General features: G+C 69.0%; 25 protein-coding genes and 1 tRNA gene. 11 read left to right on the top strand and 15 right to left on the bottom strand.

Annotated features, from left to right (window positions below):
- The first annotated feature begins 37 nt into the window (after positions 1–37).
- Positions 38–121 (top strand) — tRNA-Tyr (locus LGR69_RS17890).
- A 50-nt stretch (positions 122–171) separates the two neighbouring features.
- Here LGR69_RS17890 and ruvC read toward each other — a convergent pair.
- Positions 172–795: a crossover junction endodeoxyribonuclease RuvC gene (gene ruvC, locus LGR69_RS17885; RefSeq protein WP_122159368.1), complete on the bottom strand. Its 624-nt coding sequence runs from the start codon at positions 793–795 to the stop codon at positions 172–174.
- Positions 796–926: 131 nt separating this feature from the next.
- Between ruvC and LGR69_RS17880 the strand changes: the two genes are divergently transcribed.
- The gene (locus tag LGR69_RS17880; RefSeq protein ID WP_122159366.1) at positions 927–1,499 is read left to right on the top strand and encodes a peroxidase-related enzyme; all 573 of its coding nucleotides are present in this window, start codon (positions 927–929) and stop codon (positions 1,497–1,499) included.
- A gap of 7 nt (positions 1,500–1,506) precedes the next feature.
- Here LGR69_RS17880 and LGR69_RS17875 read toward each other — a convergent pair whose 3' ends face one another.
- On the bottom strand, positions 1,507–1,827 hold the full coding sequence (locus LGR69_RS17875; protein ID WP_122159364.1) for a YnfA family protein: 321 nt from the start codon (positions 1,825–1,827) through the stop codon (positions 1,507–1,509).
- A gap of 184 nt (positions 1,828–2,011) precedes the next feature.
- On the opposite strand from LGR69_RS17875, the gene LGR69_RS17870 reads away from it, so the two are divergent.
- The 5 genes from LGR69_RS17870 (at position 2,012) to LGR69_RS17850 (ending at position 6,371) form a co-directional block, all read left to right on the top strand.
- Positions 2,012–3,550: a PAS domain-containing protein gene (locus tag LGR69_RS17870; RefSeq protein ID WP_230366855.1), complete on the top strand. Its 1,539-nt coding sequence runs from the start codon at positions 2,012–2,014 to the stop codon at positions 3,548–3,550.
- Between the two features lie 55 nt (positions 3,551–3,605).
- Entirely contained in the window at positions 3,606–3,857 is a 252-nt protein-coding gene (locus LGR69_RS17865) for a DUF4926 domain-containing protein (RefSeq protein ID WP_122159362.1), read from the top strand.
- Complete coding sequence (locus LGR69_RS17860) at positions 3,857–4,195, top strand: DUF6883 domain-containing protein (protein ID WP_230366854.1); 339 nt, start codon at positions 3,857–3,859, stop codon at positions 4,193–4,195. Before LGR69_RS17865 ends, LGR69_RS17860 begins: the two co-directional genes overlap by 1 nt.
- 195 nt (positions 4,196–4,390) lie before the next feature.
- A complete protein-coding gene (locus LGR69_RS17855) occupies positions 4,391–5,359 on the top strand; it encodes a tyrosine recombinase XerC (RefSeq protein ID WP_230366853.1) in 969 nt (322 codons plus the stop codon).
- A gap of 154 nt (positions 5,360–5,513) precedes the next feature.
- Complete coding sequence (locus LGR69_RS17850; RefSeq protein ID WP_091864218.1) at positions 5,514–6,371, top strand: response regulator; 858 nt, start codon at positions 5,514–5,516, stop codon at positions 6,369–6,371.
- A gap of 21 nt (positions 6,372–6,392) precedes the next feature.
- Here LGR69_RS17850 and lpdA read toward each other — a convergent pair whose 3' ends face one another.
- From lpdA to gloB, 11 genes are all read right to left on the bottom strand, one after another.
- A complete protein-coding gene (gene lpdA / locus LGR69_RS17845; RefSeq protein WP_091864217.1) occupies positions 6,393–7,793 on the bottom strand; it encodes a dihydrolipoyl dehydrogenase in 1,401 nt (466 codons plus the stop codon).
- Between the two features lie 68 nt (positions 7,794–7,861).
- Positions 7,862–8,611 (bottom strand): SDR family oxidoreductase, encoded by a 750-nt coding sequence (locus LGR69_RS17840; RefSeq protein WP_230366852.1) that lies wholly within the window; start codon positions 8,609–8,611, stop codon positions 7,862–7,864.
- An 8-nt stretch (positions 8,612–8,619) separates the two neighbouring features.
- Positions 8,620–8,934, bottom strand: coding sequence for a DUF2442 domain-containing protein (locus LGR69_RS17835; protein ID WP_230366851.1), 315 nt, complete (start codon positions 8,932–8,934; stop codon positions 8,620–8,622).
- Positions 8,931–9,185, bottom strand: coding sequence for a DUF4160 domain-containing protein (locus LGR69_RS17830; protein ID WP_081496934.1), 255 nt, complete (start codon positions 9,183–9,185; stop codon positions 8,931–8,933). Before LGR69_RS17830 ends, LGR69_RS17835 begins: the two co-directional genes overlap by 4 nt.
- Positions 9,186–9,231: 46 nt before the next feature.
- Entirely contained in the window at positions 9,232–10,563 is a 1,332-nt protein-coding gene (odhB, locus tag LGR69_RS17825; protein ID WP_230366850.1) for a 2-oxoglutarate dehydrogenase complex dihydrolipoyllysine-residue succinyltransferase, read from the bottom strand.
- A gap of 110 nt (positions 10,564–10,673) precedes the next feature.
- Positions 10,674–13,664, bottom strand: a complete 2,991-nt coding sequence (locus LGR69_RS17820; protein WP_007560102.1) for a 2-oxoglutarate dehydrogenase E1 component — start codon at positions 13,662–13,664, stop codon at positions 10,674–10,676.
- A gap of 155 nt (positions 13,665–13,819) precedes the next feature.
- The gene (sucD, locus tag LGR69_RS17815; protein WP_007560100.1) at positions 13,820–14,704 is read right to left on the bottom strand and encodes a succinate--CoA ligase subunit alpha; all 885 of its coding nucleotides are present in this window, start codon (positions 14,702–14,704) and stop codon (positions 13,820–13,822) included.
- Positions 14,705–14,706: 2 nt separating this feature from the next.
- Positions 14,707–15,903 carry an ADP-forming succinate--CoA ligase subunit beta gene (gene sucC, locus LGR69_RS17810; protein ID WP_007560098.1) on the bottom strand — a complete coding sequence of 399 codons (1,197 nt, stop codon included), beginning with the start codon at positions 15,901–15,903 and terminating at the stop codon, positions 14,707–14,709.
- A 116-nt stretch (positions 15,904–16,019) separates the two neighbouring features.
- Positions 16,020–16,982 carry a malate dehydrogenase gene (gene mdh / locus LGR69_RS17805; RefSeq protein WP_007560096.1) on the bottom strand — a complete coding sequence of 321 codons (963 nt, stop codon included), beginning with the start codon at positions 16,980–16,982 and terminating at the stop codon, positions 16,020–16,022.
- Positions 16,983–17,408: 426 nt separating this feature from the next.
- The gene (locus LGR69_RS17800; protein ID WP_007560094.1) at positions 17,409–17,978 is read right to left on the bottom strand and encodes a TetR family transcriptional regulator; all 570 of its coding nucleotides are present in this window, start codon (positions 17,976–17,978) and stop codon (positions 17,409–17,411) included.
- Positions 17,979–18,333: 355 nt separating this feature from the next.
- Positions 18,334–19,110 (bottom strand): hydroxyacylglutathione hydrolase, encoded by a 777-nt coding sequence (gene gloB, locus LGR69_RS17795; protein WP_007560092.1) that lies wholly within the window; start codon positions 19,108–19,110, stop codon positions 18,334–18,336.
- 183 nt (positions 19,111–19,293) lie between these two features.
- Here gloB and LGR69_RS17790 point away from each other — a divergent pair, with 183 nt between their 5' ends.
- Both LGR69_RS17790 and LGR69_RS17785 read left to right on the top strand, forming a co-directional pair.
- Positions 19,294–20,028, top strand: a complete 735-nt coding sequence (locus tag LGR69_RS17790) for a methyltransferase domain-containing protein (RefSeq protein ID WP_007560090.1) — start codon at positions 19,294–19,296, stop codon at positions 20,026–20,028.
- A gap of 53 nt (positions 20,029–20,081) precedes the next feature.
- Positions 20,082–20,798: a MarC family protein gene (locus LGR69_RS17785; protein WP_007560087.1), complete on the top strand. Its 717-nt coding sequence runs from the start codon at positions 20,082–20,084 to the stop codon at positions 20,796–20,798.
- 7 nt (positions 20,799–20,805) lie between these two features.
- On the opposite strand, the gene LGR69_RS17780 is transcribed toward LGR69_RS17785, so the two are convergent.
- Positions 20,806–21,858 carry a hypothetical protein gene (locus tag LGR69_RS17780; RefSeq protein ID WP_230366849.1) on the bottom strand — a complete coding sequence of 351 codons (1,053 nt, stop codon included), beginning with the start codon at positions 21,856–21,858 and terminating at the stop codon, positions 20,806–20,808.
- Between the two features lie 902 nt (positions 21,859–22,760).
- Between LGR69_RS17780 and LGR69_RS17775 the strand changes: the two genes are divergently transcribed.
- Both LGR69_RS17775 and LGR69_RS17770 read left to right on the top strand, forming a co-directional pair.
- Positions 22,761–23,597 carry a nucleotide-binding protein gene (locus LGR69_RS17775; protein WP_007560082.1) on the top strand — a complete coding sequence of 279 codons (837 nt, stop codon included), beginning with the start codon at positions 22,761–22,763 and terminating at the stop codon, positions 23,595–23,597.
- Positions 23,594–24,031 carry a hypothetical protein gene (locus LGR69_RS17770; protein ID WP_091864209.1) on the top strand — a complete coding sequence of 146 codons (438 nt, stop codon included), beginning with the start codon at positions 23,594–23,596 and terminating at the stop codon, positions 24,029–24,031. Before LGR69_RS17775 ends, LGR69_RS17770 begins: the two co-directional genes overlap by 4 nt.
- Positions 24,032–24,408: 377 nt before the next feature.
- On the opposite strand, the gene LGR69_RS17765 is transcribed toward LGR69_RS17770, so the two are convergent.
- The gene (locus LGR69_RS17765) at positions 24,409–25,452 is read right to left on the bottom strand and encodes a cytochrome-c peroxidase (protein ID WP_230366848.1); all 1,044 of its coding nucleotides are present in this window, start codon (positions 25,450–25,452) and stop codon (positions 24,409–24,411) included.
- Positions 25,453–25,522 lie beyond the last annotated feature (70 nt).

The raw sequence follows: 25,522 nt of genomic DNA, 5'->3' as shown, positions 1-25,522 counted from the left end.
CTCACCATAAGGGCGCCGCGGGCGACAAACCCGCCTTGGGGGAATGTCCCGAGCGGCAAAGGGGGCGGACTGTAAATCCGCTGCGTAAGCTTCGTAGGTTCGAGTCCTACTTCCCCCACCAAGTTTCCTGCCTCACCAAATTTCCTGACCGATCCCGTCAGCCCTGCCCGATCAGCCCTGCTTCGCCAGGGCCGCCTCGATGCGCGCGGCGGCGGCGGCCGAGAACCCCTTCCCGGCCAACCCCTGGCCCGCGGCGGCCTGCCCGGTGAGAGTGCGGCGCTTGCCCTCCGGCAGATGCGTCTTGCGCAGGGCATGCGCGTCGCGGTGGCTGGCATGGGTGATCGCGATGGCCAGCGCGTCGGCGGCGTCGGCCACGCGGAACTCCGCCTTTGGCAGGAGGAAGCGGACCATCGCCTGGATCTGCACCTTCTCGGCATGGCCGGAGCCCGCCACGGTCTTCTTGATCAGGTTGGCGGCGTATTCGAACACCGGCAGCCCGGCATTGGCCGGCACCACGAGCGCCATGGCCCGGGCATGGCCGAGCTTGAGCGTCGCCTGGGCGTCCTTGTTGACGAAGGTCTCCTCCACGGCAACCTCGTCGGGCCTCTGCGCCTCGACGATGCGACCGATCCCCTCGAACAGCTCGCGCAGGCGGAGCGCCAGCGGCAGGTCGCCGTCCGAGGTGACGACGCCGCAATCGCCGTAGGTCAGCTTGCTGCCCTGCGCGGTGATAAGGCCCCAGCCGGTGCGGCGGAGCCCCGGGTCGATCCCCAGGATGCGGACGATGCTGCTCATGACGCTCCAGGGTTATGCTCGGGCCTCGTCGCGGTCCGGAGGCCGGCTGCCCTCGACGATCGGGCCGAGCGTGCCGTACGTATCGTGAACGCCCGGTTTCACCAAGGGACCGGAATCTGGGGAGCCCGACCATGCCCGCGCCAACACCGATCAGCCGCTTCCCGGTGCCGAAGCTGTCCGAGATGCCCGACGACCTGCGCGCCCGCATCGCCCTGGTGCAGGAGAAGGCGGGCTTCGTGCCCAACATCTTCCTGGCGCTGGCGCACCGCCCGGACGAGTTCCGCGCCTTCATGGCCTATCACGACGCGCTGATGGACAAGCCCGGCGGCCTGACCAAGGCCGAGCGCGAGATGATCGTTGTCGCCACCAGCGCGGCCAACAATTGCCTCTACTGCGTGGTCGCCCATGGCGCGATCCTGCGGGTCCGGGCCAAGAACCCGCTGCTGGCCGACCAGGTCGCCGTCGCCTACGCCAAGGCCGACATCACCCCGCGCCAGCGCGCGATGCTGGCCTTCGCGCTGAAGGTGGCGAAGGAAGCCCATACCGTCGAGGCCGAGGATCACGCGGTGCTCGCGGGCCACGGCTTCAGCCCGGACGACGTCTGGGACATTACCGCGATCACCGCCCTGTTCGCCCTCTCGAACCGCCTGGCCAGCGTCGCCGAGCTGCGGCCGAACGACGAGTTCTACACGCTCGGGCGGTGAGGCCGCCTCAGCCGCGCCGCCCGAGCAGGATGATCGCCGTCCCGGCCAGGCACACCAAACCGCCGGCGAGGTCCCACCGGTCGGGCCGCTGCCCCTCGGCGAGCCACAGCCACAGGATCGAGGCGGCGACGTAGACCCCGCCATAGGCCGCGAAGGCGCGTCCCGCCGCCGGGCTGTCCACCAGGGTCAGCAGGCCGGCGAACGCCGCCAGGGAGGCGAGGCCCGGAAGCGCCCACCAGGCCGACCGGCCGAGCCGGAGCCAGGCCCAGAACGCGAAGCATCCGGCGATCTCCGCGATCGCGGCACCGGCATAGGCGAGGAGCGTCATCGCGCGAGCTTGGCACGCGGATCGGCGCCGGGCGAGCCAGGGAAGATAAACCGGTTGAATATGCATCCTGGGAAGATCTGCCCCGGAAGTGCAAGATGCTCCTGCGCGCAAGATCGGCTAAGACCGATCCCGATCGCCTCCGCGTGCTTCCCGGGCCCCGCTGCCCGATCCAACGCCCCCGGCCATGTCAGACTCGATCGAGACCGCCCGCCTTCAGGTCCTCCGCAGCTACGGCATCCTCGATACGCCGCGCGAGCCGGCCTTCGACGACATCGTCGCGCTGGCGACGCAGATCTGCGCGGTGCCGGTGGGCCTCGTCAGCCTCGTCGCGGCGGACCGGCAATGGTTCAAGGCCCAGCACGGCTTCCCCTCCTGCGAGACGCCCTTGAGCCAGTCGGTCTGCGCCCACGCGCTCGGCGCCGCGGACGGGCTGTTGGTGATCCCCGACCTCACCGCCGACCCGCGCACCTGCGAGAACACCCTGGTGACCGAGCCACCGCATATCCGGTTCTATGCCGGCGCCGTGCTCCGGACCGAGGATGGCGTGTCGTTCGGGACCCTGTGCGTGATCGACACGGAGCCGCGGCCCGACGGCCTGAAGCCGGACCAGGCCTTTGCCCTCCGGGCGCTGGCGCAGCAGGTGATGGCGCAGCTCGAGCTGCGCCGGGCGGTCCGGGAGCGGGAGGCCGCCCTGGCGGCCGAGCGCCAGGCGCGCGACGCCCTGGCGATCTCCGAGGAGCGCTACCGGCTCTCGTCGCGGGCGACCACGGATTTGATCTGGGACTGGAACCCGCAGACCGGCCGGATCCACTGGGACGAGGGCCTGTCCGCGCTCTACGGCTACCGGCCGGCGGAGATCGAGCCGAGCACCGACTGGTGGTACGACCACATCCACCCGGAGGATGGCGACCGCGTCCGCCGCAGCGTCCGCGCCGCCATCGCGGACGCGTCGCTCCGCTGGAGCGAACGGTACCGCTTCCGGCGGGCGGACGGCACCTACGCCACCGTGCTCAACCGCGCCATCATCGTCCGCACCGCCGACGGCACCGCCACCCGGATGACCGGCGTGATGCTCGACGCGACCCAGCAGGCCGAGGCCGACGCGCATCGGGAGATGCTGAGCCAGGAACTCAGCCACCGGTTGAAGAACACCCTGGCGATGGTCCAGGCGATCGCCTCGCAGACCCTGCGCGACGCGCCCGACGTCGCCTCCGCCCGCGACGCTCTGCTGCAGCGCCTGCTGGCGCTGGGCAAGGCGCACGACATCCTGCTTGCCGGCAATGCCGAGCGGGCCCGCATGGAGGCGGTGATCCGGGGTGCCCTGGCGCTCCACGACAATGCCCGCCCCGGCCGGCTGCGGATCGAGGGGCCGGCTCTCGATATCGGGCCGAAGGCCGCCCTCGCCCTGGCGCTGATGATCCACGAGCTGGCGACCAACGCGGCCAAGTTCGGCGCCCTGTCGGCCGCGGCGGGGCATGTCGGCGTCACCTGGGAGATCGAGGCCCTGGCCGACGGCCCGCAGCTCCGGCTGAGCTGGGCGGAATCGGGCGGTCCCTCGGTGGTCCCGCCCTCGCGCAAGGGGTTCGGCACCCGCCTGATCGAGCGCGCCTTCGCGGGCACCGTGGCCGGGGCGGTCGCCCTGGATTACCGGGAGACCGGGCTGCACTGCATCCTCACCGCGCCGCTGGCCGGGTTCCAGGGCAAGGACGGGATCCTGAACTGAGGTCGTGCCGTCGCGGCGCCTTGCTTCGAACGCTGCGGCGCGCATATTTTCAGCTATGTCCGTCGTCGCTGCCTTCGCACGCTCGTCGCCCGGAAGCCCCGCCGAGATCCGTGAATTGGATCTCGTGAGGCTCGCTGTTCCCGTACGAAGCGATGCAGGACAGGATGTGCCGGCCGGTGCCGTGGGGACGGTGGTTGGCATTTGGGCCGGCGGAAGCGGCTTCGAAGTCGAATTTTCCGAGCCGTTCGAGGCGCTGGCGACCGTCCGGTCGCGCGAAATCTCCGATCATCAGCCTTTCCACGGCTGATGCCCTACGGGCTTTGGCCGGCGGGTTTCGAGGTGGATCGGCGCAAGATCTGCCTCTACCTCCTGAATTCCAATCACCCGCGCGGCGCCGCCAAGGCGAAATTCTTCATCGGCGTTGGCTTCCATCCCGATGAAGTCTGGCATCTGCAGGATGCGTTATGCGGACACGCCGTCATGGCGAATTACCGTGGGATCACCGTCGCTCCGTTCGGTCTGCGGTACCTGTTCGAGGGACCGTTCGCGACCCCCAGAGGTGGTATGCGGAAACTCCGGAGCGTCTGGCAGCGCGATACCGAGAATGCAGGTGCGGCCAAATTCGTCACGGCCATTCCGCTCTGATCACACAATCGCGTCCCATCGACCGACGCCCACGCTCGTACCGCTTGGCCTTTCCCGCCAGTACCAGCGCTGTAATGCGCCCCTTATCACTTCAAGCAACATTCCGGCCTAGCGGGTTCCCCGGTCGTTGTGCGGCGGGCGCTAACGCCGACCCGCGTTAAGCCCAAGACAACGAAAAAGCGGTCGAGTGGGGCCATGAGCGCGCGCGAGACGGCCGACGACCTGATCCTGATTCCGGGCGATTCGCGCCTGCGCGAGGCGGTCCATGCCTGGGCCGATGGCTTGGCGCGGGAGCGGCGGATGTCGCCCAACACCGTCGAGGCCTACAGCCGGGACCTGCGCCAGTTTCTGGTCCACCTCGCGTCGCGCCTCGGCACGCCGACTATCCCGATGCTGGTGGCCCTGAAGGTGCGCGACATCCGCGCCTTCATGGCCGCGCGCCGGGCCGACGAGGTGTCCGGACGCTCGCTGATGCGCATGCTCGCCGGGTTGCGCTCGTTCGGGCGGTTCCTGGAGCGCGAGGGTTACGGCAGCGTCTCGGCGCTCGGCGGCGTGCGGGCGCCCAAGGTTCCGCGGCGTCTGCCCCGGCCGCTGCCCGTCGCCGCTGCGGTGGCGCTCACCGACACGGCCATCCGGGCCGGCGAGGAGCGCGAGCCCTGGGTGCTCGCCCGGGATGCCGCGGTACTGGCCCTGCTCTACGGCGCCGGCCTGCGCATCTCCGAGGCCCTGGGCCTGACCCGCCGGGACGCGCCGCTTCCGGGCAACGATCAGGTGACGGTGCTGGGCAAGGGCGGCAAGCAGCGGATGGTCCCGATCCTGCCGGTGGTCGCGCAGGCGGTGGCCGATTACGTGGCCGCTTGCCCGCTGCCGCTGCCGCCGGAGGGGCCGCTCTTCCTCGGTGCCCGCGGCGGCGCGCTCTCGCCGCGCATCATCCAGTACACCGTGGCCCGCGCCCGCGGCGCCCTCGGCCTGCCCGAGAGCGCGACCCCGCATGCCCTGCGCCATTCCTTCGCGACGCATCTGCTCGCCCGCCAGGGCGAGCTGCGGGCGATCCAGGAACTGCTGGGCCACGCCTCCCTGTCGACGACGCAGCTCTACACCCAGGTCGATGCCGCCCGGCTCATGAGCGCCTATACGGCGGCGCACCCCCGGGCCGGCCGCTGATCTCGATTGGCCTATAGCAGTGATAAGGGCAGCTAATACGCGATTGTTGCGCTGAATATGTCTCGAAGCGTCTAATCGAGCGCACGTTTAAGGGCTTCGTCATGATCCGCGTCCATTCTCCTGATCGGGGAATTGGATCTGTCGGGGCGGTGCCATGGAGCTTGATGAGGCCAGGTCGCCCGCCCGTGTCGTGATCGCGGATTGCGATGCCGGGCGACGCGCCGCCCTCAAGGCAATCGTCCAACGCTTCGACCCAACGGCCGTGATCGCCGAGGCGACATCGGGCCAGGCGCTGTGCGACAACCTTCTCCGGCAACGCCCGAGTCTTGCCTTCGTCGGGCTGCAGCTCGAGGACCTGAGCGGACCCGAGGCGGTCGCGGTGGCGCGCCGGGCCGGGGCCGAGCCGCCCTGCCTCGTTCTGGTCGCCACCCGCGTGCTGGCGCATTGGCAGGAGATTGCCCAGAGCCTCGGCGCCTACGAGGTGCTGAAGACGCCGCTCAATCCGAGCCACATCGAGCAGCTCCTCCATGCCGATGCCCGCCGCCGAACCCCGACCCGGGCTTTGCTCGCCTGCTCGTCGGCTGCCGGGCGGACCGCGATCAGCCGGGTGGTGGCGCGCAGCGGCTTCGCGATCGAGCTCGAGGAGACCGATTGCGGCCGCCACGCCCTCAAGCAGCTGAAGCTCGGCGCCTACGACTTCGCGTTCATCGACGTGAAGCTCGGCGGCATCGACGGAATGGAACTCGCCTGCCAGCTCCAGCCGCTCGGCCTGGCGACCCGGATCACCCTGCTGACCACCGCCGAGCTGGAGCCGATCGCTCAGGCCGGGCGCTATTTCGGGGTGGACGCCGTTCTGCGGATGCCGTTCTACCCCCGCGACATCGACCTGGCGCTGCACAATGCCCTGGGCCTGCGCCGGCCGTATCTTCTGAACGCGCTCACCGCTTCGCCGGCGCCGAGCGCGCTCCTGCGGATCGCCGACCTGCCGAACGCCCGGCGCAAGATCGCCTGATCCCGCGCCGGGTCTTGCCGATCAGACGTGGATGGCGCGCTTGGACACGGCGAGCGCCGCCTCCTTGACCGCCTCGGTCAGGGTCGGGTGCGCGTGGCAGGTGCGGGCGATGTCCTCGGAGGAGGCACCGAACTCCATCGCCACCGCGACCTCGGCGATCAGGTTGCCGGCATCCGCCCCGACGATGTGCACGCCGAGCACCCGGTCGGTCTGGGCATCGGCCAGCACCTTCACGAAGCCGTCGGTGGTGCCGTTCGCCTTGGCGCGTCCGTTGGCCGTGAACGGGAACTTGCCGGCATTGTAGGCGATGCCGTCCTTGGTCAGCTCCTCCTCGGTCTTGCCGACGGAAGCGACCTCGGGGAAGGTGTAGACCACGTTCGGGATCACCCCGTAATTGACGTGGCCCGACTGCCCGGCGAGCATCTCGGCGATCGCGACGCCCTCGTCCTCGGCCTTGTGGGCGAGCATCGGCCCGGCGATCACGTCGCCGATCGCGTAGATGCCGGTGACGTTGGTCGCGTAGTGCGAATCCGTGAGGATCCGGCCCTTGTCGTCGCGCTGCACGCCGACCGTGTCGAGGCCGAGACCCTCGGTGTAGGGCACCCGGCCGATCGCCACGAGGACCACATCCGCCTGCAGGATCTCCGCCTCGCCGCCCGCGGCCGGCTCCACGGTGACGTTCGCGCCCTTCTTGCCGACCTCGACGCCGGTCACCTTCGTGGACAGCTTGAACTGAATGCCCTGCTTGGTCAGGATCCGCTGGAACTGCTTGCCGACCTCGCCGTCCATGCCGGGCAGCACCCGGTCGAGATATTCCACGACGGTGACCTCGGCGCCGAGCCGGCGCCAGACCGAGCCGAGCTCCAGCCCGATCACGCCGGCACCGATCACCAGGAGCTTCTTCGGCACCCGGTCGAGTTCGAGCGCGCCCGTGGAGGAGACCACCACCTTCTCGTCGATGGTGACGCCCGGCAGGCGCGTCACGTCCGACCCGGTGGCGATGACGATGCTCTTGGTCTCGAGCATCTGGTTGCCGCCATCCTCGGACACGACCTCGACCCGGCCGGCGCCCGCGATCTTGCCGGTGCCGTGGAAGGTGTCGACCTTGTTTTTCTTGAGCAGGAACTCGACGCCCTTTGTGTTGCCGGCCACGCCCTCGGCCTTGAAGCTCATCATCTTCTTGAGGTCGAGCTTCACGCCGCTGACCTCGATGCCGAGATCGGCGAAGTGCTTGTTCGCCTCCTCGAAGGCCTCGGAGGCGTGGAGCAGCGCCTTCGACGGGATGCAGCCGACATTGAGGCAGGTGCCGCCGTGGGTCGCGCGCTTCTCGACCACGGCTGTCCGCAGGCCGAGCTGTGCCGCGCGGATCGCGCAGACATAGCCGCCGGGGCCGGTGCCGATGACGACGAGATCGTAGGACATGGGAGTTCGCTTCCGGTCGGTCATGCCGCCTGGGGCGGTCGGAGAGAAGGGAGATGGAAAGGGTGGGGTCAGCGGCCGCCGCCGACGTCGAGGATGGCGCCCGTGGTGTAGGACGCCTCCTCCGAGATCAGCCACGCGATCGGCGCGGCGACCTCCTCGGCGGTGCCGGCGCGGCCCATCGGGACGCCGGGCCCGAGGCGCTCGACCCGGTCGGGCTCGCCGCCGCTGGCATGGATCTCGGTGGCGATGATGCCGGGCGCCACCGCGTTGACCCGGATGCCCTCCCCGGCGACCTCGCGGGCGAGCCCGATGGTCAGCGTATCGATCGCGCCCTTGGAGGCTGCGTAATCGACGAACTGGCCGGGTCCGCCGAGGCGGGCGGCCACCGAGGACAGGTTGACGATGGCGCCCCCTGCCCCGCCGCGCTTGGTCGACATGCGCCGCACCGCCTCCCGGGCGCACAGGAAGCTGCCGACGACGTTGGTGTTCATCATCCGCTGGAGCCGGGCCGCGCTCATGTCGGCGACGTCCGATTTCAGGTCGACCACGCCGGCGTTGTTGACGAGCGCGGCGAGCCGGCCGAGCCCGTCGGCGGCCTGGAACAGGGCGAGCACGTCGGCCTCGACGCCGACATCGCTGCGCACCGCCAGCGCCTTGCCGCCCTTGGCGGTGATCGCATCCACCACCGCCTGGGCCGCGGCCGAATCGGAGACGTAGCTCAGGCAGATCGCGTAGCCGCGCTCCGCCAGGAGCAGCGACACCGCCCGTCCGATGCCGCGGCTGCCGCCGGTGACGATGGCGACGCTTGGTCCGTTCATGGGCTCACTCATGCGGCTGCGGCGTGGGTGGACGCGTATCGATCGGCCAAATCCTCGACGATCTGGGTCTCGATCCGGATACGCGTCGCGTCGGGGCAGAAATCGATCTCGTGCCCGAGGGCGCCGAGGTTCCAGCCGAAGGTCCAGCCTCCTTCACCGACAGACACCGTCCGGAAATAGGCTTCGTCCTTCAGCGGTGCGAATATCGCGCCGTCGGCAATCAGATCCGAAAGGTCGAGGATGCCGCCAACACCGTCATCGAACGTGATGCGGAGCGTCGGATACTGCAGGGGCTCCACGGAGGCGATCCGATGCGTCTTCATTCGATCATTCCCCCGCTGTGGCGGCCCGCCCGAATCTCTCGCCAAACATAGGAAATTTGTTCACGATTGGCAGCCAGCCATGCACGGATGGCCTTGAGTTTCGCACGCGGCAAAGTCCCGCTGAGGACTTCGCCCGTGACGATCGAAAGCTTCGCCTCCTGGCCAGCAAAGAACGCGTGCAGATGTGGCGGAAGATGATCGTTGAGATAGATCGTGATCCGAACACCCTCGACGATGGCGATGGTCGGCATCGATCAGCCCGTTATCGCGATCGATGCCGAGCCACACCGACGGAGCTTAGAGGTCCAGCACGAGCCGGGCCGGATCCTCCAGGGCCTCCTTGACCCGCACCAGGAAGGTCACGGCCTCCTTACCGTCGACGATCCGGTGATCGTATGACAGCGCGAGGTACATCATCGGCCGCGCCTCGATCTTGCCGGCCCGGACCACCGGGCGCTCCTCGATGCGGTGCATGCCGAGGATGCCCGATTGCGGGGCGTTGAGGATCGGGGTCGACATCAGCGAGCCGTAGATGCCGCCGTTGGTGATCGTGAAGGTGCCGCCCTGCATGTCCTCGATGGACAGCTTGCCGTCGCGGGCCTTCTTGCCGAAGCCGGCGATGGTCTTCTCGATGCCGGCGATGGACAGGTCGTCGGCGTCGCGCACCACCGGCACGACCAGGCCCTTATCGGTGCCGACCGCGATGCCGATGTGGTAGTAGTTCTTGTAGACGAGATCCTGCCCGTCGATCTCGGCATTGACCGCCGGCACGTCCTTGAGGGCGCCGATCACCGCCTTGGTGAAGAAGCCCATGAAGCCGAGCTTCGTGCCGTGCTTCTTCTCGAAGATGTCCTTGTACTGGCTGCGCAGGGCCATCACGGCCGACATGTCGACGTCGTTGAACGTCGTCAGCATCGCGGCGGTGTCCTGCGCGTCCTTGAGGCGGCGCGCGATGGTCTGGCGCAGCTTCGTCATGCGCACGCGCTCCTCGCGCGCGGCATCGTCCGGCGCCGAGGGCGCGCGCGGCAGGGTCGGGCGGGCCTCCTTGGCGGGAGCGGCGGCCGGGGTCGGGCCCTTCGCGATCGCGCCGAGCATGTCGCCCTTGGTGACGCGGCCGTCCTTGCCGGAGCCGTTGAGGCCGGCCGGGTCGAGACCGCTCTCCCGGGCGAGCTTGGCCACCGCCGGGCCGTTATCGCCGGTCGGGCGCTGCCGGGTCGCGGGGGCGCCCGCATCGCCGTGGTTGCCGTAGCCGGCGGAGGATTCCTGGGCCGGCGCCTCGGCCTTGGCGGACGGGGCGGCCTTGGGCGCCTCGCTGCGGCTCTCGGCCTTGGTCTCGGCAGCCTCCTTCGGGGCCTCCTTCGCGGCGGCCTTCTTGCCGCCGGCCGAAGCGCCGGCCTCGACGATCGAGCCGAGCAGCGCGCCGGGCTCGACGGTCTCGCCGTCCTTGGCCAGGATCTCGCCGAGCTGGCCGGCCGCCGGGGCGTTGACCTCCAGGGTGACCTTGTCGGTCTCGAGCTCGACGATCGGCTCGTCGGCCGCGACCGTGTCGCCGGGCTTCTTGAACCAGCGGCCGATGGTGGCCTCGGTCACGGATTCGCCGAGCGTCGGGACGAGGATGTCGGTAGCCATGGTCTTTCGCACTTCCGGATCGGTTGGGCCGTGCCGGACGGCCTGGAGATTGAGGGCGGCGGCCCGAGCGGGTCGCCGCCAGGTCTCGAAAACTCAGCGGGTCCCAGAGATCAGACCGCGAGCGCCTCGTTGAGGAACGCCTGGAGCTGGGCCTGGTGCTTCGACATCTGGCCCACGGCCGTGGATGCGGAGGCCGGGCGGCCGACGTAACGGGCGCGCTTCACCGCGGAGCCGGCCTGGCCGAGCACCCATTCCAGATAGGGCTCGACGAAGGACCAGGCGCCCATGTTCTTGGGCTCCTCCTGGCACCAGATGACGTCCGCGTTGCGGAACCGGCCCATCTCGGTGGCGAGCGCCTTGAGCGGGAACGGGTAGAGCTGCTCGACGCGCATCAGGTAGATGTCGTTGAGCCCGCGCTTCTCCCGCTCCTCCAGCAGGTCGTAATAGACCTTGCCGGAGCACAGCACGACGCGGCGGATCTTGTCGTCCCGCACCAGCTTGTTGGGGGCGCCCTCCTCCTCGGCATCGTCCCACAGGACGCGGTGGAAGGTGGATCCCTCGGCTAGGGCGTCGAGCGTCGAGACCGCCCGCTTGTGGCGCAGCAGCGATTTCGGCGTCATCAGCACCAGCGGCTTGCGGAAGTCCCGCTTCAGCTGCCGGCGCAGGATGTGGAAGTAGTTCGCCGGGGTGGTGACGTTGGCCACCTGCATGTTGTCCTCGGCGCAGGCCTGGAGGTAGCGCTCCAGGCGGGCGGAGGAATGTTCGGGACCCTGGCCCTCGTAGCCGTGCGGCAGCAGCAGCACGAGGCCGGACATGCGTAGCCACTTGCGCTCGCCGCTCGCGATGAACTGGTCGATCACCACCTGGGCGCCGTTGGCGAAGTCGCCGAACTGAGCCTCCCAGAGGACGAGGGCGTTCGGCTCGGCCAGGGAGTAGCCGTACTCGAAGCCGAGCACCGCCTCCTCGGAGAGCATCGAGTTGACGATCTCGATCGAGGCCTGGCCCTCGCGGATGGCGTTGAGCGGCGTGAAGCGCTGCTCGTTCTCCTGGTCGATCACCACCGCGTGGCGCTGCGAGAAGGTGCCGCGCTCGACATCCTGGCCGGAGAGCCGGACCCGGTTGCCGTCGAGCAGGGTCGCCCCGAAGGCCAGGGCCTCGGCGGTCGCCCAGTCGATCCCGGCGCCGGTCTCGACCGCCTTGGCGCGGTTGTCCATGAACCGCTGGATCGTGCGGTGCAGGTGGAAGCCCGGGGGCGCCTGGGTGATCTTGCGGCCGATCTCCTGCAGGGTCTCGGCGGGCACCGCGGTGCGGCCGCGGCGCGGATCGTCGACATCCTCGTGAACCGCCTTGAAGCCGGCCCAGCGGCCGTCCAGCCAGTCGGCCTTGTTGGCCTTGTAGTTGGTGGCGACGTCGAGCTCGCTGTCGAGCATCTGGCGGAACTCGGCCTTGCGGGCGTCCAGCGCCTGCTGGTCGAGGGTGCCGTTCTCGACGAGCTTGCGGCCGTAGGTCTCCAGAACCGACGGATGCTTGCGGATCCGCTGGTACATCTTCGGCTGGGTGAAGGCCGGCTCGTCGCCCTCGTTGTGGCCGAAGCGGCGGTAGCACAGCATGTCGATCACGACCGGCTTGCCGAACTTCTGCCGGTACTCGACCGCCACCTTGGCCGCGAAGGTCACGGCCTCGGGGTCGTCGCCGTTGCAGTGGAAGATCGGCGCCTCGACCATCTTGGCCACGTCCGACGGATAGGGCGAGGAGCGCGAGAAGCGCGGATCGGTGGTGAAGCCGATCTGGTTGTTGATGATGAAGTGCACCGAGCCGCCGGTGCGGTGGCCCTTCAGGCCCGACAGGCCGAAGCACTCCGCGACCACGCCCTGGCCCGCGAAGGCGGCGTCGCCGTGGATCAGCAGCGGCAGCACGGCGGCGCGCTGGATGTGCGGCTTGGCCCATTGGTCCTGCTTGGCCCGGACCTTACCGAGCACCACCGGATCGACGATCTCGAGGTGGGACGGGTTGGCGGTGAGCGACAGGTGGACGTTGTTGCCGTCGAAGGCGCGGTCCGAGGAGGCACCCAGGTGGTACTTCACGTCGCCCGAGCCCTCGACCTCGGCCGGGGAGGCGGACCCGCCCTTGAACTCGTGGAAGACCGCCCGGAAGGGCTTCGCCATCACGTTGGTGAGCACGTTGAGCCGGCCGCGATGGGCCATGCCGAGCACGATCTCGCGCACGCCGAGCGCGCCGCCGCGCTTGATGATCTGCTCCAGTGCCGGGATCATCGCCTCGCTGCCGTCGAGGCCGAAGCGCTTGGTGCCGGTATACTTGAGATCCAGGAACTTCTCGAAGCCCTCGGCCTCGATCAGTTTGTTCAGGATGGCCCTGCGGCCTTCAGGAGTAAAAGAAATCTCCTTGTCCTTGCCCTCGATGCGCTCCTGGATCCACGCCTTCTCGGCCGGATCGGAGATATGCATGAACTCGACGCCGAGCGTCTGGCAGTAGGTCCGCTCCAGGATGTCGACGATCTCGCGGATCGTCGCGAATTGAAGGCCGAGCACGTTGTCGAGGAAGATCGGGCGGTCCCAATCGGATTCCTCGGTGAAGCCGTAATGCTGCGGGTGCAGCTCCTCGTGATCGCCGCGCGGGGCCAGCCCGAGCGGGTCGAGCTTGGCGTGCAGGTGGCCGCGCATGCGGTAGGAGCGGATCAGCATGATCGCCCGGACCGAATCCTTGGTCGCCTGCTCCACCGACACGCCGGTGGTGGCGGCGACGCTGTCGACCGGCTTGCCGGGCTTGGCCTCCTTGGCGTCCCGGGCGACGATCCTGTCGCCGACCGCCTTCTCGAGGGCGCCCCAATTGCCATCGAGCGCCGAGACCAGCTCACCGTTCAGCGGCACCGGCCAGTTGGGCTTCTCCCAGGACGCGCCCGCGGCGTTCTTCTCGACCAGGGTCTCGTCCTCGCCGAGCCCCTTGAAGAAGGTCTGCCATTCCGGATCGACCGAGGCCGGGTTGCGGGCGTAGGCCGCCTGCAATTCCTCGATGTAGGCGGCGTTGGCGCCGTAGAGGAACGAGGTTTCGAGAAGCGCTTCGTTCACGTCCTGGCGTGCCATGGTCCGTTCATCCTGTCGCGCGGGCAGGCTGGCTGCCCTTACGGCGACCCGCTCGCGGGGCGGATCGCCCTGAAAGTTTTCCGGGGCGGCTCACCGCCCCGTCCCGTCGATATGGGGGTCGCGGCCCTGCGCGGGCCGCGACGCAGGCGCGCGCCTCAGCCCTTGAGGACGTCGACGAGCGTCGAGCCGAGCCGGGCCGGCGACGGCGACACGCGGATGCCCGCGGCCTCCATGGCGGCGATCTTGTCCTCGGCGCCGCCCTTGCCGCCCGAGATGATCGCGCCGGCATGGCCCATGCGGCGGCCCGGAGGCGCCGTGCGGCCCGCGATGAAGCCGACCATCGGCTTCTTGCGCCCGCGCTTGGCCTCGTCCTTCAGGAACTGGGCGGCCTCCTCCTCGGCCGAGCCACCGATCTCGCCGATCATCACAATCGACTCGGTCTTCGGGTCGGCCAGGAACAGCTCCAGCACGTCGATGAACTCCGTGCCCTTCACCGGGTCGCCGCCGATGCCCACGGCCGTGGTCTGGCCCAGGCCGGCATTGGTGGTCTGGAACACCGCCTCGTAGGTCAGGGTGCCCGAGCGCGACACGATCCCGACCGAGCCCTGGCGGAAGATGTTGGCCGGCATGATGCCGATCTTCGACTGGCCGGCGGTGACGATGCCGGGGCAGTTCGGGCCGACGAGGCGCGACTTCGAGCCGGTGAGCGCCCGCTTCACCTTGACCATGTCGAGCACCGGAATGCCCTCGGTGATGCACACGATCAGCGGGATCTCGGCGGCGATCGCCTCGCAGATCGCGTCGGCGGCGCCGGGCGGCGGCACGTAGACCACCGAGGCGTCGGCGCCGGTGGCCTCGCGGGCCTCGGCCACCGTGTCGAAGACCGGCAGGCCGAGATGGGTCGAGCCGCCTTTGCCGGGGCTCGTGCCGCCGACCATCTTGGTCCCGTACGCGAGGGCCTGCTCGGAGTGGAAGGTCCCGTTCTTGCCGGTAAAGCCCTGGCAGATGACCTTGGTGTTCGCGTCGATCATCACCGACATGATCAGGCTCCCTTCACGGCGGCGACGATCTTCTGGGCGGCGTCGTCGAGGTCGTCCGCCGGGATCACGTTGAGGCCGGAGCCCCGGATGATATCCTTGCCCTCTTCGACGTTGGTGCCTTCGAGGCGCACCACCAGCGGCACCTGCAGGCCCACCGCCTTGACGGCGGCGATGACGCCGCGGGCGATGACGTCGCACTTCATGATCCCGCCGAAGATGTTGACGAGGATCCCCTTCACCTGCGGGTCTGCGGTGATGATCTTGAACGCCGCCGTGACCTTCTCCTCGGAGGCGCCGCCGCCGACATCGAGGAAGTTGGCCGGGCTCTCGCCGTAGAGCTTGATGATGTCGAGCGTCGCCATGGCGAGGCCGGCGCCGTTGACCATGCAGCCGATCGTGCCGTCGAGCGCGATGTAGGCGAGGTCGTATTTGGACGCCTCGATCTCCTTGGCGTCCTCCTCGGTCTCGTCCCGCAGCGCGACGATGTCGGCGTGCTTGTAGAGCGCGTTCGAGTCGAACGAGATCTTGGCGTCGAGGCACTTGAGATGGCCGTCGGCGGTGAGCACCAGCGGGTTGATCTCGAGCATGCTCATGTCCTTGGACACGAACGCGGTGTAGAGCTTCTCCGTCAGCGACGCCGCTTCCTTGGCCTGGGCGCCGGTGAGCCCGAGGGCCTTGGCGACCGCCCGGCCGTGATGGGGCATCACGCCCGTGGCGGGATCGACCGGGATCGTGTGGATCTTCTCGGGCGTGTCGTGGGCGACCGCCTCGATATCCATGCCGCCCTCGGTGGAGACCACGAAGGCGACGCCGCCGGTGGCGCGATCGACCAGCATCGAGAGGTAGAATTCCTCGGCGATCTGGGCGCCTTCCTCGATGTAGAGGCGGTTGACCTGCTTGCCGGCCGGCCCGGTCTGGATCGTCACCAGGGTCTGGCCGAGCATCTCGCTGGCGTACTGCTTCACCTCGTCGATGGACTTGGTGACCCGCACGCCGCCCTTCGCGCCCTGGGGGGCGTCCTTGAAGGTCCCCTTGCCGCGGCCGCCCGCGTGGATCTGGCTCTTCACGACCCAGACCGGGCCGCCGAGTTCCTTGGCGGCGGCCTCGGCCTCCGACGGGTCGAAGATCGCCACGCCGCGGGAGATCGGCAGGCCGAACTCCTTCAACACGGCCTTGGCCTGGTATTCATGGATGTTCATCGGGGCCTCTTGATGAGGAGCGAGAAGCAAGGAGCGGAGAGCGACGCGACGAGCCGCCTGTGGGGACCGTGACCGGCCCCCGGGTCGGCTGCAACCGCGCCGCTCCGGGCCGTATCTTAGGCGAGGTTGCTGTCGACGCCCTTGCAGGCTTCGATCAGGCCGGTCACCGAGGCGACGGACTTGTCGAACATCGCCTTCTCGGCCGGGTCGAACGTGACTTCGAGGACGCGCTCCACGCCGCCGGCGCCGATGACGATCGGCACGCCGATGAACATGCCCTTCACGCCGTACTGGCCGTCCAGATAGGCGGCGCAGGGCAGGACCCGCTTCTTGTCGCGCAGGTAGCTCTCAGCCATCGCGATGGCGGAGGCGGCGGGCGCGTAGAAGGCCGAGCCGGTCTTGAGCAGGTTGACGATCTCGCCGCCGCCCTTGCGGGTGCGCTCGACCATGGCGTCGAGCTTCTCCTGGGTGGTCCAGCCGAGCTTGACCAGATCGGTCAGCGGCACGCCGGCCACCGTCGAGTAGCGCACCAGCGGGACCATGTCGTCGCCGTGGCCGCCGAGCACGAAGGCGGTGACGTCCTCGACCGAGACCTTGAACTCGTCGGCCAGGAAGTGGCGGAAGCGGGCCGAGTCGAGCACGCCGGCCATGCCGACGATCTTGTTGGTGGGCAGGCCCGAGAACTTCTGCAGGGCCCAGACCATCGCGTCGAGCGGGTTGGTGATGCAGATCACGAAGGCGTCCGGGGCGTAGCTCTTGATGCCCTCGCCCACCGCCTGCATGACCTTGAGGTTGATGCCGATCAGGTCATCGCGGCTCATGCCGGGCTTGCGCGGCACGCCAGCGGTGACGATCACCACGTCGGCGCCCTTGATGGCGGAATAGTCGCTGGCGCCCGAATAGGTCGCGTCGAAGCCCTCGACCGGGGCGGCCTCGGCGATGTCGAGCGCCTTGCCCTGGGGCACGCCGTCGACGATGTCGAACAGCACCACGTCGCCGAGATCCTTCAGGCCAGCCAGGAGGGCCAGGGTGCCGCCGATCTGGCCGGCACCGATGAGCGCGATCTTGTTGCGAGCCATGTCGGATCAACCTCCGCTGCGTGTCGTCTTCGGTGGGATCGGCGAGGCGTCGGGACCGTCCGGTGGCCGGGTCCGACGCGGGATTCGCCGCTCTGGAATCTGCGCGGCTGTGTGACCGAAAAGCCTCGGCGCTTCAACCCGATGGCCGGTTGCAGCCGGGGTGGTTCGGCTCGCGCCGGCGCTCGCGCGGGGCAGGACACGGCGATGAAACATCAATGGCGGGAGGGTTTTAGGTGCGCCGCACTCTGGCTCGGCCGACCCGGAAAGCCGGGATGACACATCCGAAAGCTTGTCATTTCGCCGATTTCGGCCCGGTTCCACCCTGTGGATCGCGCCCTGATCGCAGGCGCTGAAACGCGAAAGGCCCGGACGCGATGTCCGGGCCTTGAGATGCATCAGCAGGCGCCGAGCCGCGCGCTTGCGGCGTCAGAGAATCCCGGAGCGGAGGACCCGCTGGATCGCGTGGATCACCGCGCCGAACCGGGCCTCGATCAGGTCGCGCGGGACTTCCGCATCGTGCTGGATCGCGAGCGGATGGGTGAAGCGATAGCTCGCATCGAAGATGTAGGCGATCGCCCGCTCCCGGTCCCGGGCGGAGAAGATCCCCGAGGTGATGCCTTCTTCGACCACGCGCTCCACCAGGCTGCGCAGGCGCACCCGGTGCCGTCGGGCGATGGGCCGGGCCGAGACCGTGGCGTCGAGATGGACGGCGAACAGGTTGGGCTCGTCGAACAAGGCGTCGCGCTGAACCGTCGCGAGAGCGGTGAGCAGCCGCTCGATCTTGTCGTCGGCCGGGTCGGGCGCGTCGGCGATGCCGGCGAGCCGCGCCTCGACCTCGCGCAGCCAGCGTCCGGCCACCGCGTCGAGGAGCGCATCCTTCGACGGGAAATAGCGGTAGACGTTGGCATGCGTCATCCCGGCTTCCGCCGCGACGGCGACCACCGTCACGCGCTTGGGTCCGAGTCGGGACAGGTGCTCGGTGGCGATACCGAGCAACCGTACATCGGCAGCGACCGGCGCGCGGGGACGCGACGGGGCCGCCCCTTCGCCGGTGTCGCGAAGCGCGTCACTGGCATTCGTGTCTGTAGCAGGAATCTTGGACTTTGCGCTGAGCGCCTCTTCCTTAGCCCCGTCAGATTCTGGCTTAAGGAACGGAAGCGGAAGGCGGGAGGTGGACAGGTGGTAGGGCGAGACGGACCCCCATCATACCGGCGGAAGCGTCCCGGCGCTTCGCGTTGACGTTACGGCTTCCCCCCGGGAGCCCGTTGACCGAGCGGATTGGACCGCTTGCACAGGGTATGTGTCAGTTCGGCTTGAGAACGCAACAAAATTTTCTTGGTTATCACCGGTCCTAGAAGCGGTCCTTCCACGCACGCAGCGCAACAAACACCGCTTCCGGATCTGTGCCGGGCGCAAGATCCACTGACTTAGCCAGAGTCGGTAGGCTCGCACGCAGGAACGGATTGGTCGCGCGCTCATCGCCCATTGTCGAGGGAATCAGAAAACGACCTTCGGCCTTGGCCCGCTCGGCCTCGGCCTTGCGCGCCAACAGGTCGCGGTTGTCCGGTTCCGCCGCCAGGGCGAAGCGGGCATTGGACAGGACGTAATCGTGGCCGCTGAACACCCGCGTGGCGTCGGGCAGGTGTTCGAACCGCCGCAGGGAGCGCCACAGGGTCTCGGGCGGGCTCTCCATCACCCGGCCGCAGCCGAGGGTAAACAGCGTGTCCCCCGAACAGACCAGGCCGGCCTCCTCGAACCAGTAGGTGACGTGATCGGCGCAGTGGCCGGGGGTCTCCCAGACCTGGGCCGTGAGCCCGCCGACCTGCACGGTGTCGCCCTCGCCGACCGTCACATCCACGTCCGGGACCGCGTTGCCGGCTTTGGCCGGCGCCACCACCCGGGCCCCGGTGGCGCGCTTCACCGCCGGGATGCCCTCGACGTGATCGCCGTGCCGATGGGTCACCAGGATGTCGGTCAGGCGCCAGCCGGTCTCGTCCAGCGCCTTCAGGACCGGCCCGGCCTCCGGCACGTCGATCGCCGCGCAGGCGCCGCTGACGGGATCGCGAATCAAGACCCCGATATTGTCGCTGCGGCACAGGAAGGTTCGGATCTCGGTCTCGGCAGCCATCGGAGTCCCTCGTCAGGAGGCGCGAAGATTCGCAAGGCGCGGCGACGCGCGAAATCTGCTGCCGTGAACCGGCGGCGATCAAGCCCGGTTCCACCGCCGGAACATCCCGAGATGCTTGCCGCGGGCGGCGCGGCCCACCATTGAGTTAGGATCGTCGTCCCGGCCTCATTCTCCCGTTCCTCCATGCGTCTCGACGTCAACGGCCTGCGGGCCTTCTACGCCAGCCCCCTGGGGGCCGAGACGCACCGCGTCGTCGCCCGCGCCCTCCACGGGTTCCTGGGTTCGGTCTCGGGTCTACGCGTCCTCGGGATCGGCTACGCAACGCCGTATCTCGGGCCGATCCACTGCATCGCCGAGCGGACCCTCGCCTTCATGCCGGCGACGCAAGGGGTGGTGAACTGGCCGGGCTCCGGCCGCTCCTGCACGGCGCTGGCCGACCCGACCATGATGCCGCTGCCCGAGGCCGCCATCGACCGGGTCGTGCTGGTCCACGCGCTGGAATCGGTCGAGAGCCCGACGGAGCTGCTGCAGGAGGTCTGGCGCACGCTGACGCCGGGTGGCCGGATGATCCTGGTCGTGCCGAACCGGCGCGGGGTCTGGGCCCGGCGCGAGGCGACGCCCTTCGGCCACGGCCAGCCCTACAGCCGGTCGCAGCTCGGCCGGCTGATGCGCGACACGCTGTTCTCCCCCGAGGGCTGGGCCGAGACCCTGTACATGCCGCCGGTGCGCTCGCGGCTGATGCTGCGCACGGGGCCGGCCTGGGAGCGGCTCGGCTCCGGGCTGGCGCTGCCCTTTGCCGGCCTGCACGTGGTCGACGCGACCAAGCAGCTCTACCGCCCGGTGGCGGTCCAGCAGGTCCGCCGCGCCCGCCGCCTGTCGCCGGCCCGGGTGCTGGTGCCGGCGCCCTCCCCGGGCTGATCCGGCCCAAGAGGCTGGCCGTTGCGGGCCGCTTGGTCTAGGCGGCGGCCCTGATGAGCATCGATTTCACAATCCAGCAGTTCCTGCTCGCCCTCTCGGGCCTGATCGCGATCGTGAACCCGATCGGCGGGGCCTTCATCTTCGCCCAGGTGACCAGCGCCTACAGCCATGCCGAGCGGGTGCTGCTGTCGCGCAAGATCGGGGTCTACGCCGCCCTGGTGATGCTCGGCGCCCTCTGGGCCGGAACGCCGATCCTCAACTTCTTCGGCGTGACCCTGGCGGCCCTGCGGATCGCCGGCGGGCTGGTGGTGATGTCCTCGGCCTGGAACCAGCTCAATCGGCCCGAGGCGCGCGAGGCGCGCAAGCAGGCGGAGGCGTCGGGCTCGAAGGATCGTGGCGCGACGACGCTGATCGAGACCGGCGGGGATCCGGCGCCGGCCCCGCTCGCCGAGATCGCGTTCTTCCCCCTGACCCTGCCGTTCACCACCGGGCCCGGCACCATCGCGGTGGCGATCACCCTGGGGTCGAACCGGCCGGCCGCCTACGCGGACCGGTTCGGCTTCTATATCGGCGTCACCCTGGCGGCCCTGGTCGTGGCCCTCGCGGTGGCGCTGATCTACGCCTCGGCCGACCGGGTCGTGGCGCTGATCGGCCCGGCCCGGGCCCGGGTGACCGGGCGCCTGTTCGCCTTCCTGCTGCTCTGCGTCGGGACTCAGATCCTGATCACCGGGCTGACCGACGTGTTCGCGCCGCTGGTCGCGGCGCGCTGAGCGCCCGTCAGATCACCGGCAACGCCTCGAGGCCGCCGAACAGGGCCGCGTGGCCGGCGTAGTAGAGGAAGAGGAACAGCGCCAGGGCGGCCCCGTACCAGGCCGGGGCCAGCACCACGTGGCGGGCGCGGACCGCCATGCGGACATCGTCGGCGGCGATGCCGATCAGCACGACGATGATCCCGGAATGGCCGATCGCGTCGACCTTGCCGAACTCGAACACCGCCGAGATGAAGATCGCGGCCAGGATGATCGCCGCGCAACGCCGGACCAGCGGGGTCCAGATCAGCGCGAAGGCCAGGGTGAACTCGATGACGCCGGCGGCCTGCATGAACAGCTCGGGGGTCGCGCCCAGCGTCATCTGCGGCTTGGCGGCGAGCAGCGGATCGGTCCATTGCGGGTAGGCCCACTTCTCGATCGACGCCCACATCAGCGTGATCGCGGCGGTCCAGCGGACGATGTCGAGCGGACGGAGGCCGAAGGGCGCCAGATCGAGGCCGCGGCAGATCAGGTAGACGGCCACGCCGAGGAAGATCGGGTAGTCGGCGAGGTGGAAGACGCCGTACTGCGCCGTGGCGAAGCTGAACAGGAACACGATCCCCAGGCCCGTGAGCGGCATGGTGCGGCGCCAGATCAGGCAGCCGGCGAGCGCCAGCTGGAACCACGGGATCCAGGCGACATCAGTCTTCAGCTCGGGGGTCAGGATGATGCCGCCGAGTTCCCAGAGCGAGACGAAGAAGAAGCCCAGGGTGGCCCGCACCAGCAGCTCGGTGTCGGTGCGGATCCGGGCGGTCACGCGATCGAGGGCGTTGAGCAGCGCGCTCCCAAGCGGCGTTCCCTCGGCCAGGCACCCGAACATCAGGCAGACCAGGGCGAGCACGGTCAGCCCCTCGAAATTGGCGCAGAGCACCTGTTCGAGGCCCTGCGGCTGCCCGGCGACATCGTAGGCACAAAACCACTTCACATGGGCCTGCGCCTCGCTCGTGGCCGCGAGGCTCGCCGCTCCCGCGGTGGCGAGGGCGTATCCGGTGGAGGTGCGCTTATTCTTGAATGCTGACATCGGAGCCTCGCCGGTGCCTGCCGACACCGTGGTTACCGGGCTATTTAGATAGCTTCATCAGCTCTTCGCCAATAGTTTATTAACGAATATGAGTGGAAGGTTAACGCTGTGAATTGCACGTGCAACCTCGGCGATGGCCGGTTGCATCGCGGCAGGGACCCGGATCCGGGCCCGGACAGCCGCCCGCCGATCCCCGCTCCGCTCAGCAGCATCCCAGGCGTGATGTCTTTGGACGTTGGCGCTGTCGCGGCGGCGTCCTTCCCCGTTCCGGATCGGCTGTTGCCGCACTGCGGTGTGAATTGGGACGATTTCTGTTTGTCTTCGGCGTAGATATGGCGATTGATTTTGGTTCATAACGGTCGTGTACTTATAGATATGAAGCCGATTCCGAAGCATTGGTTTGGAAAATTGCGAAAATTGTGCTGTAATGATTCTTCGGTTTTGGGATCATAGCAGCGTATAAGCTGTCAACATCGGAACTTATAGGCTTGCCTTGCGCCGAGAGCTGGGCGAACTCTCTGTCCTGCGCGACGCCGCCCGGACGACGATCGGGCGCGGCCCCGCCGCGGCACCGGGCCGGCAATGGAGTGCAAGGCGTGAAGTGGGCGAATATTCCCGGTCCCGACCTGCTCGGCTCGATGCCCCGGTTGGGCCTCAGGCGGCCGCGGCACGCGGCCTCCGCTTCGGCGCCCGACCGGGGACCGGCTGCTTGAGAGCGTCCTTCCTCCTGACGCGCACGGGCGGCGCCGGCCCGCGGTCGGCGCCGATATCCGGCCCAGCCGCCACCGGGCCGGGCCCGGATCGACGACACGAACCCTGACACCCCCGCAGGACCGTCTCCGCGCGCCGCAGCCACGCCCGCGCGGACGCAGCCCTGCGCCATTCACCGCAAGGAGACTTCCATGACCGACGCCACGCAGCTCAAGGTTCCGGCCTGGTACACCCCGTCCGAGCTCCAGGACATCCAGCAGGATCTTCTCGGGTCGGGCAATTCGAAGGTCCTGATCTTGTGCCTCGGCGGCAAGGGCGGCGTCGGCAAGACGACCATCGCCCTGCAGATCGCCGATCTCTGCGCCGAGGTCGGCCCCGTCCTGGCGGTGGACACCGATCCGGCCAACCGGCACTTCCACACGGCGCTGATGCGCGAGACCGAGCCGGGCAGCCAGAACTTCGTGCCGCGCCGCCCGGGCGTCTCCTGCTTCCGGCAGCGCCTGCGCGCGGAGGATTCTACCGGCCGCGTCGACCCGACCCTGGTCCAGGACCTGATCGAGCGCGTGTCCGATGCCGCCGAGCGCTTCGTCGTGGTCGATTTCCCGGCGGGCGACACCGAGACGACCCGGCGCAGCACCGAGATCATCGTCGAGAGCTGCCGCGAGGATAAGATCCGCCTCTGCGTGGTCGTGGCCGCCGGCGCCGTCGATCCCACCGCCCTGGACGTGCTGCGGGAGCTCCGGCCGCTGCTGCTCGAATGCGACCGGGCGATCCTGGCCAAGAACACCGCCCAGGCGACCAACTTCGATTATCTGGAAGCCTCGGACGTGTTCCGTCAGCTGAAGGCGCAGCCGAACTTCCGCACCATCGAGATCGAGCGGATCGGCGAGCGCCTGATCGAGGCCCTGCGGATCCAGCACATGACCTGGCTGGAGCTGGCGACCACCGCGCCGATGCGCCTGCGCGTCGAGGGACGGCGCCTGCGGCGCAACTTCCACACGGCCTGGCGCGAGGCCTTCCGTCCGTGAACAACCTCGAGCGGTTCTACCGGACGGTTCACGGCCGGGAACTCCTGCCCTGGGAGCGGCAGCTCGCCGTGCGCGTCGCGGCCGCTCTCAACACCACCACGGACGACGATTTCGTCGTCCACCTTCTGCTGCTGTACAATGCCACCCACGTCATCAGCGAGATGCACAACGAGCTGGTTGCCGCGAGAGACGCCCTCTCTCAAGGCAACCGGGAACTCGTCCACGACCTGTCCATCGAGGTTCGGCGCAACACCCGGACGATCTACGTGCTGCTCGGCGTGGTGGTGGCGAGCGTCCTCGGCAGCGTCTGGATCCTTCTCAGCCTGGCGAGCCTGTCCCACCAATACACGGTCGGCGAGGCCCGGTTCGCCGCCGCGCTCGAAGCCTGCGAGCGGCGCGTGACCGGAGCGCCCCAGCCAGGGCTCGCCCGCTGACGAGTGCGGTTGGGATAGAGTGAGGCCCTTCGCACAACGCCCGTTCGGCTGCCCGTCCGGCCGATGCAGCGGGCGTTGTGTGAGCGGCTCGGGAACCACGTTGACGCGGCTTTCCCATCCGCGCCCTTATCCTGAGGTGCCCTGCGATCGAAGACCGCCGGACGGCGAAGGAGCCTCCCGGGGATCGCGTGGCCAGTCGGAGGGCTCGCTTCGCTCCCACATCAGCATGAGGGTGCGATCGAGATACCCGTCCGGCTTGGGCGGGCCAGCCGGGATTGCGCGCAGCCAAGCAGCCCAATGGTGCGTGGCATTCGCGGATTGCGGTGTCCCTGGATCATCCCTGCGCGCAATGCCTGTCCCGGTCGATCGTGCCGCCGTTACGGCGCCGGGACCGCGGTGGTGAACGAGGCCGTCGTCAGGTCGCGGCTCCGCTCCGTCGCGAGGGTTCCCAGGAACGCCAGCAGGTCGGCCCGCTCCGTCGCGCTCAGATGGAGCGGCTTGATCGCCCGGGACCGGCTCGGGCGGTCGATGCCGCCGCGGTTGTAGAGATCGATCACCGCCTCCAAGGTCGGGGCCGAGCCGTCGTGCATGTAGGGCGCCCGGCGGCCGATCTCCCGGAGCGTCGGGGTCTTGAAGGCGTAGCGCAGGGCGACCGATGTCGGCTTGAACCGGCCGCGGCCAATGTCGGTCCCGGTGCCGACGCCGATATCGTGGAACGAATTGTCGGTGAACGACCAGCCGGAATGGCAGCTCGCGCAGTCGGCCCGGCCGTTGAACAGGTCGAACCCGCGCTTGGCCGATGCGCCAATGGCCGCCTCATCGCCGGCGATCCAGCGGTCGAACGGGGTCGTGCCGGCGACGATCAGGCGCTCGAAGGTCGCCAGCGCCGCTTCCAGCCGCTCACGGGTGATCGCGGGATCGTCGAACGCGCTGGCGAAGGCGGAGGCGTAGCGCGCATCGGCGCTGAGCCGGGCGAGCGCGTCGGCCATCGGCAGGTTCATGTTGGACGGCGAGGTCATCGGCATCGCGGCGACGGATTCGAGGGTCGGGAACTTCCCGTCCCAGCCCATCGGGCCGTCCTGCCAGGCGACGTTGATCAGCGTCGGCGTGCGCAGGTCCATGTCGCCCTGCATGCGCGTCGCCGCGCGGGCGCGCCCGTCACCCCAGCCGAGATCCGGCAGGTGGCAGGTGGCGCAGGTCCGGGTGCCGTCGCCGGACAGGATCGGGTCGAAGAACAGCCGTCGGCCCAGCTCGGCCTTGGCGGCCGAGTACGGATTCTCGCTGGGGAACGGGATCTCGGCGGGCGGACGATAGGCCTCGCGCCAGCCGGCCCGGCGCGGATCGGCATCGCTGCCGAGCCCCGCCGCCACGCCGACCAATCCGAGGAGCACCGCGATCCCGGCGCCGACCTTCCAAGCCATCACCGACCTCACCGGCGAGCACTAGACCGGTATTCGTTGATGAGCGATGAATCCGGCGAGGAAGATCTGC

The sequence above is a fragment of the Methylobacterium brachiatum genome, assembly GCF_020523825.1.
Classification (GTDB): domain Bacteria; phylum Pseudomonadota; class Alphaproteobacteria; order Rhizobiales; family Beijerinckiaceae; genus Methylobacterium; species Methylobacterium brachiatum.
This window is presented reverse-complemented; position numbering and strand designations above follow the sequence as displayed.